The sequence below is a fragment of the Legionella geestiana genome, from assembly GCF_004571195.1.
Taxonomy (GTDB): Bacteria; Pseudomonadota; Gammaproteobacteria; order Legionellales; family Legionellaceae; genus Legionella_B; species Legionella_B geestiana.
In genome coordinates, this window is the sequence record NZ_CP038271.1 from 2537392 (window position 1) to 2551470 (window position 14079).

Genomic DNA, 14079 nt, shown 5'->3' on the forward strand with positions numbered 1-14079 from the left:
TACTCCGTTAACGAATACACCTTAAGGCATTATCCAAATCACTGCGTAAATCCTCAAGGTCTTCAATACCCACCGATAAACGGACAAATCCATCAGTAATACCCAGTTTATCGCGCTGTACACGCGGGATGGAGGCATGCGTCATGATGGCTGGATGTTCGATGAGGCTTTCAACGCCGCCAAGACTTTCCGCGAGGGTGAAAATTTCGCACGCGGCAAGGAAGCGTTTTGCCTCATCAAGGCCACCTTTGAGAGCCATTGAAATCATGCCGCCCGGGGCTTTCATCTGTTCTTTAGACAGCAAGTGCTGAGGGTGGCTTTTAAGACCCGGGTACCAGACCCGTTCTACTGCCGGATGCTGCTCCAGCCATTCAGCAAGGGCACTGGCATTTTCGCAATGCCGCTGCATGCGCAGGCCAAGCGTTTTCAGGCTTCGAAGGACAAGAAAACTGTCAAAGGGACCCGCAACCGCGCCACAGCTGTTTTGTAAAAACGCAACCCGGTCTGCGAGCTCTGAATTATCTCCCACCACGGCGACACCGTTAACAACATCGGAATGCCCGTTAAGGTATTTAGTGCCGGAATGCACGACAATATCAAAGCCATGTTCAAGGGGTCGCTGAATCCATGGTGTGGCAAAGGTGTTATCGGCAACGGTAATCAGATTATGCGCCTTGCCAATGCGGGCAATGGCCTCGAGATTTGCAAGTTTCAGCATGGGGTTTGAGGGGGTTTCCACCCAAATCATACGGGTTTGCGGGCGGATGGCGGCTTCAATGGCAGCCGGGTCGCTCATGTCTACGAAAGAAAACGAGAAATTTGAGGTACGGGTTTTGACCTTGTCCATCAGGCGATACGTACCGCCATAAAGGTCATCCATGGCTATCACGTGACTGTCGGTATCGAGCAGGTCAAGAACGGTATTGATAGCCGCCATGCCAGAAGCAAACGCAAAGCCACGGCTGCCAGACTCGAGGCTGCTGATGCAGTTCTCAAAGGCCGTTCGAGTCGGGTTTTGTGTGCGCGAGTATTCATAGCCCTGATGGACACCGGGAGCCGATTGTTTATAGGTCGAGGTTGCGTAAATGGGGGTCATGACAGCACCGGTGGCCGGGTCAGCGTGCTGACCTGCGTGAATGGCGCGGGTGTCAAAGCGGGTTTTGTCCATGGATTCTCCGGGGAGTTCGCGTGCTTTCGCAAATCTTTACAAGTTGAGCTATAGTAATCAAGGAAGCACCGTGATTCAACAGGGATTGCCAGCTTGCTGCTATACAGGAGTTACGGAATAAGCCGGGGAGAATCATGCGCAGGCAAGAGATTGATTACGCAAGTGTTGCAAAAGCTGCTGACAGCATAAAAATGCGCGGAGCAGAACCTTCTCTCACCGATGTGTGTGAAGAACTTGGTGTTATTAATCCACCCGCCAATCTTTCAGAGCTCCTCGAGCAGTGGTACAGTCGTCAGCCTGAATTTCAGCGCACAAACAACGCGCCGTTAACCCGGAATATTCATCTGGATTCCGGGCATATTCTTGAGCGTAATGAAGAACTTGAAAAATCTCTCTCGCTGCTTCGCGCCACCCTTGAATCTACCGCTGATGGCATTATGATGGTTAACGGCAAGGGCGAGGTCGTTGACTGGAACCAGAAGTTTGTGGAGATGTGGCGTATTCCTTCGCAAATGCTTGAGTCGGGTAAGGAAAGCATCGGTTTTGAATACATTCTTTCGCAGCTCAGTGACCCGGAGTCTGTGATTCGTGATGTGCAGTATCTGTATGAACATCCTGACTGGCAAGGAGAATTGCCGGAAATTCATTTTAAGGATGGCCGAATTTTTGAACGCTTTACCCAGCCTCAGCAGGTGAACACCGAAATTGTCGGCAGGGTCTACAGTTTTCGGGATGTCACGCAGAAACGTCGGGCTGACGAAGAGCTTCGCATTCGTGAGCGCGCCATTGAAGCCAGCACCCACGGGGTTTCGATTATCGATATTACGCGTGAAGAGCTGCCAGTCATTTACATCAACCGCTCCTTTGAGCGTATTACCGGCTTTAATGAACAGCAGGCAATAGGCTGCTCGCTTGATACGCTCCAGGCCACGCGCACGGATCAGGTGAATCAGAAACGCATTCAGCTTGCCATTAGAGAACTGCGTGAAGAAACCGTTGAACTCGAATGTCGCCGCCAAAACGGTGAAATCTACTGGTGCGAACTGAGTCTGGCACCTGTAAAAGATTATTCCGGCAAGGTTCGACACTATATCTGCATTGTTAACGACATCACCCAGCGGCGCGAAATGGAAAGCCAGCTCGTGCGCCAGGCCACACATGATGCGCTGACCGCACTGCCAAACCGTGTTCTTCTTATGGACCGCGTGGAACAGGCGATTTTACAGGCCAAAAAGAAAAAAAGCATGCTCGGTTTTCTCTTTCTGGATTTAGACCGCTTTAAAATGACAAACGATACCCTTGGCCACAGCATTGGAGATAAACTCTTGCAGGCGGTTGCCAATCGCCTGCTGATTGCCACGAACGATTTTGACACGGTCGCCCGCCTTGGCGGCGATGAGTTTGTTATTCTCCTGCCTGATTTGGCCACGGAACAACAGGCAGAACTCATGGCGCGCGAAATTCTTCAGATTCTAGAAAAGCCCTTCCAGATTGATCAGCACAGCCTGAAAATTACCGGCAGCCTTGGCATAAGCTATTACCCGCGTGATGGACTTGATTACGAATCCCTCATGAAAAATGCGGATTTGTCGATGTATCACGCGAAAGACTGTGGCCGCAATAATTACCGTGTGTTTGATGCGGAAATGAACAGGCGGGTTATCAACTCCATGCAGCTTGACAGCGCGTTGCGCGATGCGCTGAAACGCGAGGAGTTCTTCCTCGTCTATCAACCGCTTATCGATCTTAAACAAGACAAGGTTGTTGGTGTTGAGGCATTGATTCGCTGGCAGAGCCATCTGCTGGGACAGGTACCACCGCTTGATTTTATCGGCATGGCTGAGGAAAACGGCCTCATTATTCCGATAGGGGAATGGGTGCTTGAAGAAGCCTGTCTGCAGACGGTGCGATGGCATAAGCAGGGATATAAGGACATGACGGTTGCCGTGAATATTTCCGGGCGCCAGTTCCGCCAGACCCGCCTGCCGGAGCTGATTGCAAGTATTCTGGCGCGCACCGGACTGCCACCACGCTGCCTTGAACTCGAACTGACGGAAAGCCTCCTGGTAGAAGATGTTCAAAACGCCGTAGAAATCATGTATCAGCTCAAAGATATGGGCGTTCGCATTGTGATTGACGATTTCGGTACCGGGTATTCAAGCCTGTCCTACCTTAAACAATTCCCAGTTGACAAGCTCAAGATTGACCGTTCCTTCATCAGCGAAATCGCGAGCAATGAAAACGATGCTGCCATTTCACGCGCCATTATCAACCTTGGTCACAGCCTCAATCTGCAGGTGCTGGCTGAAGGCGTTGAAACCGCGCTGCAAAAAGACTTCATTCTTAATCACGGCTGTGATTTTGCGCAGGGATATTATTTCAAGCCTCCGCATAAACCGGACGTGATAGATGAGTATCTGAAAAACTGGCCTAAGTAACCCCTCATCTCCAGATATCCCTCGCTTCGGTACGATTCTTGCAGCCTCCTTATCGCACCACGTTTTAACACCGTGATTGACGGAGGTTTACTGCTGCACGTAAATAATTGAACTCAGGGGATAAAAAATGGAACGCATAACCGTTGTCGGTGCGGGACTCGCCGGGGCGCTGGTATCGCTGTACCTTGTCAAACGCGGATTTGGCATCGACATTTTTGAATCCCGGGAGGACCCGCGCCTTTGTCCGGCTGACCCTGGTCTCTCCATTAATCTGGCACTCTCGTGTCGGGGGATTACCGGCCTTGAAGGTGTCGGGCTGATGGAGAAGGTGCGCTCCATGATGGTACCGATGGTGGCTCGTGCCATTCATGAGCTGGATGGTACGGTGCATTTTCAGCCCTTTGGCCGCCATCCCGGTGAGCACATCAATGCCATTGTGCGTCAGGATTTGAATGTGGTGCTCCTTGAAGCACTCGAAGCGTGTCCGAATGTCAGGCTGCATTTTAAGACGCGTTTAAAATCCATCGACTTTGAGCGTAAAACAGCTACTTTTGCCGATAGTGGCGGGCAATTAATGCACCATGCCTATACGCGCCTTATTGGTGCGGATGGTGCGGCTTCACGCCTTCGCGATGTCCTCGCTGAAGCGGGAATTGTTGATGCCGTGCGAGAATTCTTCCCCCATTCCTATAAAGAGCTTACGATTGGTGAGGCGCATGGCAATCAAATGGCACGCCACCACCTGCACCTGTGGCCACGGCACACAAGTCTTTTGCTCGGTAATCCAAACCGTGATGACTCCATTACCGGTACGCTGTTTCTACCCGACAGTGGTGCACACAGTTTTGAGACGCTGACAACGCCCGAGGCTTTGCTCGCATTTTTCCGGCGCGCCTTCCCTGACGCACTTGCTGTCATGCCGAACCTTGTCGAGGAATTTTTTGCCCATCCCACGGGGCGCATGAGTACCATTCGCTGCACGCCATGGTATTACCGGGATGACATCTTGCTCATTGGCGATGCTGCGCATGGCATTATCCCGTTCTTTGGTCAGGGCATGAACTGCGCGTTTGAAGACTGTCGCATTCTTAATCAGTTACTGGAACACCATCATAACGACTGGTCTTCAGTAATGCCGGCCTTCTATCAGACACGCAAACCGGATACAGAAGCTGTGGCCAGGATGTCACTCGACAATTTTAACGAAATTCATCGCGACATCAGCGATAAGGGATTTGGCCTTAAGAAGCGCATTGAGCTCGAACTGATGCACCGTTATCCGGATATTTATGTCTCAAAGCATATTCAGGTGATGTTTACCAACACGCCTTATGCAAAGGCACTGGCCTGTGGAGAGGTACAAAAGTCGTTTCTTGAGACCTTATGCCACGATATTGAAGATTTGGATGAGATAAAATGGCAACATGTGGAGCAAAAGCTCCCTGAGTATGTCAATAAATTGACGGAGAAGGGATTATGATGAGAAATATTCTATAAAACAAAGGCTGTTGCGTCATTTAATTGTCTTTAACCGCAAAATCGAAGCCAATAATTTGGCGAAATTCGAGGATTAACTGCGCAAAATAGAAAAATAACCCCCTTATATTGTATTTTTATAGGTCTAATGGGGTAAATAATTGGCACGCCATCTGCAATAACAACACTGTAAACGAAATTAATGCCTACGGAGGCTGCCATGAAAAGCATACAAAACTATATCGATTCCAAACAACAGGAATTCGTAAATCATCCTTTCTTTGAAGTACTGGAAAAACTCGATAGCCTTGAAGAGATCAGCTACTTTGTACCTGAACTGACTTTCTGGGCAATGACCTTCCAGGACATTCTGCGACTGAACGAAGAAAGGGTAACTGACCCCTACTTGAAAAAAGTAGCGCGTCACCACCGTCTTGAAGATGCCGGTCACGAAAAATGGTTTCTTCAGGATAAAAAATACATGGGAGCACGCAGTGTGGTGGATTCAGGCTGTAAAAATGACGATGTAGCCTGGCTCTACGGTAAAGAGTCCCAGATAACACGCGATGCCGCTTATGCGATACTGTCAGAGGTCTATAAGGCGGATAATGAAATGCTGAACATCGCGCTGTTACTGACACTCGAATCATCAGGACACGTGTTCTTTGAGAAAGTTGCCAAACAGGTCAAGAAGACCGGGGAAGACAGCAATCTCAAGTACTTCTCAAGTTCGCACCTTGAGGTGGAAATGGCACACGCCCTCTTTGAGGAAGAGATGGAGCGCAAATTGTATGAGCGTGACATACCGGTTAATGTGCGCCGGGAAGCGTTAAAAATGGTTGACAGATGCTACGACGCCTTCAATAAAATGTTTGATGGACTGGTACTTGCCTGCAACCGAAAACTGGAACTGGCACAGCAAAGGAAAGAAAAAGATGCCGCAAACTCTGTGGAATACACTGCTGAGAAAGCAGTGTGAGCAGGAAATAGGTCAGGCGTTGCGCACGGACGAGGCAACCCTGACCAGCTTTTCCGAAGACTTTGGCAAACTGGAGCGTAATGCTCCTTTTGCCGTTTGTGCGCCAAAAACACGCGAGGGCCTGCAGGCTTTTCTTGCGTTTGCTCATGCTCACGCAGCACCCGTGACCGTTCGTGGAAATGGCCTCAGTCAGAGTGGGCAATCCCTGCCGGTGAAAAGTGGGGTGACACTCTCAATGGAGAACTTTAATCGAGTCATTGACTGTGATGACAACCATATTGAAGTCGAGGCTAACGCTACATGGGCACAAGTCGTTGAAGCAAGCTTGAATCGGGGGCGCCGTCCGCTTGTTATTCCGTATAATCTTGGTCTTGGGGCAGGGGGGTTACTGTCTGCAGGCGGGGTTGGGGCATCCGCGTTTCGCCATGGGGTTATCTCCCGGCATGTAGAGCGGCTTGATGTGGTAAAGGCTGATGGCGAAGCCGTGTCTCTTGATGCCGACTCGCCGCTTTTTCATGCAGTACTTGCAGGTCAGGGTAACTTTGCCGTTATTGAGCGCGCGCGACTTCGCCTCTGTGCGGCAAAGCCTTATGTGCGCACCTTTATTTTTGCTTTTCAGGATGTGGCGTCCCTGTTTGATGCGTATGAGCGCCTGCGTGCGCACGCGGATTACGTGGAAATGTTTTGCGCACCAACGCCTTTCGGCACGCGCATCACATCTAAAGGGCGCATTCCCTTCACGCTCTGGACCTATGGCATGCACATCACCGTAGAGTATGACACCACACCACCGGAGCTTTGCGACCTCGGCAGTGTCAGTGCTGAGGGCTTGCTGCACACCCAGGAAGAGTCGCTCCTTTCCTGGCTCCATCGTTATGATGGCCGGTATGAAGCGATGCGCACATCAGGACAGTGGAACTGGTGCCACCCCTGGTATGAGTGCTTTTTGCCACTGGCTTTTGTGCGTGAGGAACTGGAGACATTACTGGAAGAGCTTCCACTCCATTATGCCAACATGGTGCATGTTGTACCGATTGATAACCGTGAGCGTGCGGGTTTTCTGATGCTCCCGGATGCCGAGGAGGTCTGTGCACTTATGATAATGCACCCTGGTATAAGCCCGGAACTTGCTCCTTCCTGTCTTGAAATCATTACGCGACTGGATGAGGTACTGCTGCCCCAGGGTGGAAAGCGTTACCTCTCTGGTTTTCTTGGTAAGGCGCTTTCACCAGATTACTGGAGCGTGCACTTTGGCAGGGAATACACCCGCTGGGTGGAGAGCAAGCAGCTGTTTGACCCCAAAGGCATTTTACGCTCGCGTCTGCACGCGCCTTAAGCGCAAACCATCAGGGTTTGCGCTTAAATTCCATCACTCGAAACAGGCTCGGAGTGGGCAGGGCAGTGATAAAGACAAACCCAAGTGGCTCAACCACGCTCTGCCATTCTGAAAGCGTGCGTTGACGACCGCCAAGAAGCACCATCATCACCATGTCCATGGTTTTATTGGGGTGTGGGCTTGAACTGTCGGGCATGACCTGCTCGGCAATCAACAGGGTAGCGGATGCAGGCATCTGGCGCGCGCAGTTGCTGAGGATTTTCCGCATGTCCGCATCATTAAAATCATGAAGCACCCCCTTGTAGATATAAGCATCTGCCTGAGGCAGCGTCTCAAAAAAATTGCCGCTTAAGAATTGCACGTTTTTTGGAAACTGTGCGGGGTCCAGCGGGTTGATAACCTGGGGCGTATCAAAGAGGGTGATGGTGACATCATGATTTTTTTTAGCAAGTGCGCGGGTCAGCCCGCCGCGTCCACCGCCTATATCCGCAATGGTTTTAAAGCGTGAAATATCCACACTGTCTGCTATCGCCGTGTCATCATAGTCTGAAAGTTTTGCCATTCCTCGGTCAAAATTGGCCTGTTTCTCTGGATGTTTGCCGAGGTGTTCAAAAAAAGGCGCGCCGTGACGTTCTTCATAGCCTGGTCGTCCAGACTTCAGCATTTTGTCCATGCAGCCAAAAGACTGCCACCAGTCCTCGTCCACCATGCAGAGCACATCTCGCAGCGAATTTGGAGCGTCTGATTGCAGGGGCAGGGAGAGCGGGGTCAGTGCGAAGGCATCTCCATGACGCTCAAACACGCCATAATCGGAAAGAAAACAAAGAAGCCGTCTCAGCAGTGTCGGAACGGTCTCTGAATTTTTGGCTATCTGTTCGCAGGGAATGGGACTCAGGCTCATGTGATCGGCAATGCCAAGGCGCGCAATGGTGTGAATGGCGCGTGAGACGACATACCAGCGTGACATGATGGCGAGTTCCATGCCGGGGTGTTCAAATTGCGTAGACATTCGTATATCCTCTGAAGGAGAGATGCATGTACCCTGCAAGAATCGTGCTGGATTTTCACAAACGGAGGTTTTGTGCCCGACTTTCGGCGACTGGTCGCCTTTATTCATGAGCACCCGCTGTGGCCACCGGCATTGCTTTGTGTGCTGCTGGGGCTTGGGCTCATCTTGACAGGGTTACAGGCGATACAGGGTAGCCGTTCTGTCGACACACCTTCGGCGGTTACGCAACCAAATGCTGTAGCACAGAAGGCCTTCGGGGGAGATGCGGCTCTTTTCTCAACCGCTCTCTTTGGCGAGTACATGCCGCTTAACCTTAATGACGCAACAGTCCGTCAATCGACACTGGATGCGGAAGTCGCCGGCATTTTGTTTTCCAATAACACGGAACTTTCACAGGTGATACTTCGATTTTCAGACGGCCTTGAACAGTCGTTTCGTGTTGGCGACAAGCTGCCGGGAGGGGCGGTTATTCGGCGGATAACTGCCGATGGTATTCTCGTTTGGCACAACGGTGCACTGGAGAGCCTTTCTTTGCCCAAAAATAACCTGACCTTTGAGCCGCCCCTGCGGCCAATGCCTGAGGAGCAGAACTGAATGGTGTATGTATGCCGTGGGCTCATTATCGCCCTGCTAATGTCGTTTCTTGGAGGTTGTGCCATCCGTGGACTCGGGTATGCGGAAGGCATAGCAAGCTTTCAGCGCCAGGATTATCGTCAGGCGTTTATCCGCTTGAAGCCTGAGGCCAAACGCGGCCAGCCGGACGCGCAGTATGCCGTCGGCTACATGTATTACTATGGCCAGGGGGTTGTGGAGAATCGCGAAAAGGCAAAATACTGGATTATCGAAGCCGCAAGCCACGGCCAGCCGGATGCCATACGTGCGGCAAAACTGATGGGCATCCCCGTACCCCCACACCCCAAACCCGTTCCCATGCCGCCACGTATGTGAAGAAATAGAAGAGAATTAAAGGAGCGTGAAGCGGTTTTTACGCAAATAAAAAGCATTACAAGTAAGGAGTTACGAACAGTTTTTATTGTTTATAGTTCTCTCATGCGATTAGCAAGGTAGTTTTTCAACAAACTGTTCTAAATTATGAATAACCGCCCGCAGTGATTGATTCAACTGATTTGTTTCGGCAGCTTTAAAATCTCTGGTTGCGATAGATTGCATCATCAATCCCTGTTGTTCCAGTTTCATGCAGGCCGTTTTGGCTTTTTCCGTTAGAAAAAAGTGATAACAGCGTTTGTCTTTGGTATTTTGTTTTCGCCAGATTAAGCCATCGCGCTCCATGCGTTCCAAAATACCGACAACGGTTGGCTGCTTCAATCCAGCGCTTTTGGTAAGCTCTTTTTGATTTTGGCCGTCTTTCTCCCATAGCCGAACCAGAAAAATAGTCTGGCTATACGTTACGCCCAGTTCTTCCAGATTTATATTAGCCATGCGTTCGAACAGGCGCGCTGCCTTCTTTATTAATACACCGGTGTGTTCTTCAAGATTAAATGCCATTTCTGCCTCTTTTTAGTGAACCCGACAAATAATATAGGTGGCTATATATATTGACAGGCTAATTGTCACTGGGTATTCTGCCTTTCGAGAACACGCCCTAAATATTTTGAAAGGATATCAGATGTTAATAGAGAATTTGCGTTTTATTTCACTGGCTTCATTACTCTTCACTGGCTCCGCTGTATCAGGCACTCATGCTCCCTTACTTGCAGTCGTAGAAGAAAACGCCAGCCATGTCAGTGTCTATAATCCAGAATCTGGCAAAAAGCTTGGCAGTTTGGAAGTTGGTTTTTTACCGCATGAAATCGCAGTAACCAGGGATGGAAAAACGGCCTATGTCAGTAATTTCGGCATCAGGGATTATGACAGTGGCTCGGGTACGCCGGGTGCGTCTATTTCAGTCATTGATTTAAGAGGCCTTAGCGAAAAATACCGTTTATATACTTTCGACCCGGCGGATTATAAAGATTATGAGCAAATTGATAGTGCGCCGCATGGTGTCAAATTACGTCCGCCCCATGAAAGTCAGTTATTCGTGAACGTCGAAAAAGGCAATAAAATATTGGTTTTTGATGTGAATGAGAAAAAGCTCGTTAAACAAATTCCTGTGAGTCCCAACACCCATAATCTGTTCTTTTCTCCGGATGGCAAAACGCTCTGGTTGATGGCTGGTAAAGATGGTGTCATACGCATGGATGCCGATTCAGGTCAGGTTACCGGTTCAGTATCACTTCCCGGTGCTGTACGCGGACTGAAATATACCCCTGACTATCGCTATTTAATGGCTTCGGCCGTTAATCAAATCGTTTTTATCGATCCCGACAGCATGACGATTCAAAGGCAGTTCGATGCGTTAGGTGTAGGTCCAATACTTTATTCCGATATAACGCCTGATGAGCGTTATATCATTGCGCCTGCGGCTTTTGATCACCAGGTAATTGTTATTGATGTCGCAACCGGGAAAGTCATTAAACGACTCGTAACCGGATTGAATCCCATAAATGTCCTTATAAGCCCTGACGGCCATTTTGCCTATATATCCAACGCAACGGATAAACACATCTCCAAAATTGACCTTAATACGTTTGAGGTAACGGCTTTCCGAACGCATGAGGGGCCAAATGGATTGGCTTTTATACCGTCTTTTGACAATAAGGCGCATAAAACCCTGACACTGGGTGTTGCACTGCCGTTCACCGGTCCTGATGGAATCAAGGGGCGAGAAATGATGCGCGGTTATGAATATTGGCGTAGTACCCTGACGAAAGCAGGTGGACTTGTCATTGATGATGAGATTTATGATGTAAGCATCGTTTATTTGGATACAGAATCGCAACCTGAGAAACAGACTTCCCTGACCAAAGAACTGATTAGCCAATACAAAGTACAGGGTTTGCTCTCCACTTACGGTGATGTGGCTTATGCGCTTGAACAAAAACAAGCCGAGCAGGCGCAGATGCTGATAACTCCAAAACTCATAGAACCCATGCCGTGGCAGCCCGACGATTTAGCCAGAGGGCACGATTATTTTATAACGACGCATCTCTATGAGCAGGGTTATATTGCACAATACAATTTCAAACCGTCATCCTGGTCAGCATTGGCCACAACAACCGGTTTGCTGCTCCAAAATGCGTTGCAAACGGCCCATACCTTTGACAAGGATACGGTGACCCGAGTATTCGATGAAAGCCGTTTTGATTTCTTTTACCCATACACTGGGAGTGCCAGATAATGTTCATAAACATGCGAATTTTATTGGTTTTAGGGAGCATGTTATTTTCGAGTTTTGTTTTTTCTGCAGAGCCCGTTGACTATGTCTTTGATCCATTGGATCAAAGACATGTACTTTATGTTCCGAATAATAGCACGCGCTCCCCGGCAATCCTGATATTGCATGCCAGTACTGGTATTGAAAAAGTGAATTACGACTGGGCAACGCGCCTTAAAGACAGGGGCTATGTTGTTTATATGATTGACAGCTTTACGCCTAGAGGCTGGGAAGACAGGCGTTCAGTGGGTTGGGAAAAAGCAACAGAGGCACAACTCGAGGATGTATTGCCAGCCTTTGAATACCTCCGCGAGCTTCCGTTTGTTGATGCTTCACGCATCGGCATCCTTGGTTTTTCCATGGGGGGATTTGATGTATTGAAAGTCATGGAAGCAAACCCGAATCCTGTGCAAAGGTGGCATAATTTGCCATTTAAAGCGGCCGCTTCATTTTACCCCGTATGCCATCGTATTCCTGAAAGCACACGACTGCGTAAAAACAGCAAACTGTTTATAGGCGCAGATGATGACAGAGCCCCTACATCCGATTGCATCCGTCTGGTAAAAGACAGTCAGTCTTTAGAAAATCCAGTATCCATTTTGATTTACCCGGATGCATTGCACGGATTTGATAATTTTGAATTCCCGGACTCTAAAGAAATTATTGATGAAAAAGGGGAACATTATCATATCGGTTTTAATGAGACTGCAAGACAAAAATCCCTGCAGGATATGCCGGATTTTTTTGATGCTGTTTTAAAAAATATGTAAAAGGAACTTTGAACGATGACAACAATTACTATTGTAGGCATGGGAATTAGTGGTACAGCAAGCTTTTGTCAAGTAGTAAACCATTTGTTATCTACAGAATCACAGCCTGAATCCGACATAACGATTCATCTTTTTGAATCCCGCGTAGAAAATTTTGCTACAGGCGCCGCGTATCGGATTGATTCGCCAAATATCTGGACGTTGAACAATCCAGCAAAAGATTTCAAATTTATTCCAGACACACAACCTTTGAACGTCTGGATTGCAGAAAATCTCCAAAATTTGCGTATGCAATTTCCGGATATGAATGAAGAATATTGTCCTCGCGCAGTAGTCGGGCATTTCCTGAAGGCCCAATATGCAAGCCACAAAAGCAAAGCAGAATTCCATCGTATAAAGGTAGTCGAACATTTTGAACAAGTGCTGGAGTTTGACGCACTTGACGCTGACAGATGGGCGCTTAAAACAGAAACATTACACATTGAATCCGATTTTTTGTTTTTGTGTTTTGGGCATGTGCCCGCACATCATTACCCCCATCTTGAATCAAAGCCCGGCTATTATTCAGTAACATCGCCACTCTCGGCTTTTGATGATATCCCTTCAGATGCGCCCGTTTACATACTGGGTGGACAGGCCAGTTTTGTTGATTATGCAGTTTGGCTGGCGGTCACAAAAAACCACCAGGGAACGATGACATCCTTAACCAGAAACCCATCCATTATTACTACAAAAGGTAACCCGGATACCTGTGAGACTGCACCTTTGGAAACGCTAAAACAATCGCTCCTCACTTACACACCCTGTAGCTTATCCTTTTCATCTGCACGGGATTCTTTTTGGAGATCATATAGTGTGGCTGCCAGAGATCCTGTTGATCCTCTGGCACAACCCTCAACATCCGTGGCGTTAACTTATCAACTGGCTAAATATGAAAAATGTGCCGTACTGCAAGAGTCCACACCTTGCGGAAACATCGATGAATTACGGGCATTTGTTAAGGCCTTTTATTTTAATGGTGCCTATGAAGCATTTTGGACAGCATTATCGGATGAGGGAAAAGAGTCTTTTAACAAATTGATGTACACCCAAATCATGGCGTATTTGACAGGCATTACTCCTGTCAATACGCGATTGCTGTTGGAATTATTCAATAGCGGCCGAGTTATAGAAAAATCGGGATTGACATCTGTTGGTTATGATGAAGAAAGTCAGGAGTTTCTGCTTCACTTTGCAACGGGTGAGACGGAAAAGACGAAATACCTTATCGATACTTCAGGTTATAGTTATGATATCTCCTATTGCAGCACGGACTTGCCGCTGCTTCAGGGGGCTGTTGCAAAAGGATTACTGGTTCCAAAACCGATTGGTGGTATTGAAATAAATGAAGCAGGTCAACCCAAAAATCGGAATGGGACAGTTCAGCGCAGCCTCTTTTGTATTGGACCGGTTGCCTCTTTCGGTGATAAATACCCGACACCACATGCTTCTTTTCTGGTTTTCAATGCATCAGGTAAAGCAGCAACAAAGCTTAGCGATGATTTGAAGATGTCGTCTGGTGCCAGTCAAAGCTTCAGTAATTGCACACCAGGCTAAGCACTGCTGCGCCAGGCATGAAACGTCATC

At 48.5% G+C, this 14079-nt stretch carries 12 protein-coding genes; 9 read left to right on the forward strand and 3 right to left on the reverse strand.

The features are described from left to right. Nucleotides 1–7: 7 nt before the first annotated feature. Complete coding sequence (locus E4T54_RS11330; protein WP_028386447.1) at nucleotides 8–1168, reverse strand: trans-sulfuration enzyme family protein; 1161 nt, start codon at nucleotides 1166–1168, stop codon at nucleotides 8–10. A gap of 134 nt (nucleotides 1169–1302) precedes the next feature. On the opposite strand from E4T54_RS11330, the gene E4T54_RS11335 reads away from it, so the two are divergent. The 4 genes from E4T54_RS11335 to E4T54_RS11350 all read left to right on the forward strand — a co-directional run bounded on the left by E4T54_RS11335 (nucleotide 1303) and on the right by E4T54_RS11350 (nucleotide 7397). Continuing rightward, nucleotides 1303–3606 carry a bifunctional diguanylate cyclase/phosphodiesterase gene (locus tag E4T54_RS11335; protein ID WP_028386448.1) on the forward strand — a complete coding sequence of 768 codons (2304 nt, stop codon included), beginning with the start codon at nucleotides 1303–1305 and terminating at the stop codon, nucleotides 3604–3606. Between the two features lie 127 nt (nucleotides 3607–3733). Beyond that, a complete protein-coding gene (locus tag E4T54_RS11340; protein WP_028386449.1) occupies nucleotides 3734–5086 on the forward strand; it encodes an FAD-dependent oxidoreductase in 1353 nt (450 codons plus the stop codon). Between the two features lie 216 nt (nucleotides 5087–5302). Continuing rightward, nucleotides 5303–6061, forward strand: coding sequence for a hypothetical protein (locus E4T54_RS11345; protein ID WP_028386450.1), 759 nt, complete (start codon nucleotides 5303–5305; stop codon nucleotides 6059–6061). Beyond that, entirely contained in the window at nucleotides 6018–7397 is a 1380-nt protein-coding gene (locus E4T54_RS11350) for an FAD-binding oxidoreductase (protein ID WP_028386451.1), read from the forward strand. The genes E4T54_RS11345 and E4T54_RS11350 overlap by 44 nt, the downstream gene beginning before the upstream one ends. Nucleotides 7398–7407: 10 nt before the next feature. Here the strand turns inward: E4T54_RS11350 and E4T54_RS11355 are convergent, their stop codons facing one another. Then, nucleotides 7408–8406, reverse strand: a complete 999-nt coding sequence (locus tag E4T54_RS11355) for a methyltransferase (RefSeq protein WP_028386452.1) — start codon at nucleotides 8404–8406, stop codon at nucleotides 7408–7410. Nucleotides 8407–8478: 72 nt separating this feature from the next. Here E4T54_RS11355 and E4T54_RS11360 point away from each other — a divergent pair, with 72 nt between their 5' ends. Together E4T54_RS11360 and E4T54_RS11365 are read left to right on the forward strand one after the other, a co-directional pair. Beyond that, nucleotides 8479–9000: a type II secretion system protein N gene (locus E4T54_RS11360; protein ID WP_051550904.1), complete on the forward strand. Its 522-nt coding sequence runs from the start codon at nucleotides 8479–8481 to the stop codon at nucleotides 8998–9000. 39 nt (nucleotides 9001–9039) lie between these two features. Further along, a complete protein-coding gene (locus tag E4T54_RS11365; protein ID WP_238582833.1) occupies nucleotides 9040–9354 on the forward strand; it encodes an SEL1-like repeat protein in 315 nt (104 codons plus the stop codon). Nucleotides 9355–9462: 108 nt separating this feature from the next. Here the strand turns inward: E4T54_RS11365 and E4T54_RS11370 are convergent, their stop codons facing one another. Further along, on the reverse strand, nucleotides 9463–9912 hold the full coding sequence (locus E4T54_RS11370) for a MarR family winged helix-turn-helix transcriptional regulator (protein WP_028386453.1): 450 nt from the start codon (nucleotides 9910–9912) through the stop codon (nucleotides 9463–9465). 121 nt (nucleotides 9913–10033) lie between these two features. Here E4T54_RS11370 and E4T54_RS11375 point away from each other — a divergent pair, with 121 nt between their 5' ends. From E4T54_RS11375 to E4T54_RS11385, 3 genes are read left to right on the forward strand one after another with little or no spacing between them, the layout of a single operon-like run. Then, on the forward strand, nucleotides 10034–11647 hold the full coding sequence (locus E4T54_RS11375) for a YncE family protein (RefSeq protein WP_028386454.1): 1614 nt from the start codon (nucleotides 10034–10036) through the stop codon (nucleotides 11645–11647). 11 nt (nucleotides 11648–11658) lie between these two features. Beyond that, nucleotides 11659–12453, forward strand: coding sequence for a dienelactone hydrolase family protein (locus E4T54_RS11380; RefSeq protein WP_238582831.1), 795 nt, complete (start codon nucleotides 11659–11661; stop codon nucleotides 12451–12453). 15 nt (nucleotides 12454–12468) lie between these two features. Further along, nucleotides 12469–14049 carry an FAD/NAD(P)-binding protein gene (locus tag E4T54_RS11385; RefSeq protein WP_081776745.1) on the forward strand — a complete coding sequence of 527 codons (1581 nt, stop codon included), beginning with the start codon at nucleotides 12469–12471 and terminating at the stop codon, nucleotides 14047–14049. Nucleotides 14050–14079 lie beyond the last annotated feature (30 nt).

What these genes read in the sequence shown, in the direction of transcription:
- E4T54_RS11330 (WP_028386447.1), bottom strand. Translation starts at nt 1,168, where the DNA reads ATGGACAAAACCCGCTTTGACACCCGCGCCATTCACGCAGGTCAGCAC.
- E4T54_RS11335 (WP_028386448.1), top strand. Translation starts at nt 1,303, where the DNA reads ATGCGCAGGCAAGAGATTGATTACGCAAGTGTTGCAAAAGCTGCTGAC.
- E4T54_RS11340 (WP_028386449.1), top strand. Translation starts at nt 3,734, where the DNA reads ATGGAACGCATAACCGTTGTCGGTGCGGGACTCGCCGGGGCGCTGGTA.
- E4T54_RS11345 (WP_028386450.1), top strand. Translation starts at nt 5,303, where the DNA reads ATGAAAAGCATACAAAACTATATCGATTCCAAACAACAGGAATTCGTA.
- E4T54_RS11350 (WP_028386451.1), top strand. Translation starts at nt 6,018, where the DNA reads ATGCCGCAAACTCTGTGGAATACACTGCTGAGAAAGCAGTGTGAGCAG.
- E4T54_RS11355 (WP_028386452.1), bottom strand. Translation starts at nt 8,406, where the DNA reads ATGTCTACGCAATTTGAACACCCCGGCATGGAACTCGCCATCATGTCA.
- E4T54_RS11365 (WP_238582833.1), top strand. Translation starts at nt 9,040, where the DNA reads ATGTCGTTTCTTGGAGGTTGTGCCATCCGTGGACTCGGGTATGCGGAA.
- E4T54_RS11370 (WP_028386453.1), bottom strand. Translation starts at nt 9,912, where the DNA reads ATGGCATTTAATCTTGAAGAACACACCGGTGTATTAATAAAGAAGGCA.
- E4T54_RS11375 (WP_028386454.1), top strand. Translation starts at nt 10,034, where the DNA reads ATGTTAATAGAGAATTTGCGTTTTATTTCACTGGCTTCATTACTCTTC.
- E4T54_RS11380 (WP_238582831.1), top strand. Translation starts at nt 11,659, where the DNA reads ATGCGAATTTTATTGGTTTTAGGGAGCATGTTATTTTCGAGTTTTGTT.
- E4T54_RS11385 (WP_081776745.1), top strand. Translation starts at nt 12,469, where the DNA reads ATGACAACAATTACTATTGTAGGCATGGGAATTAGTGGTACAGCAAGC.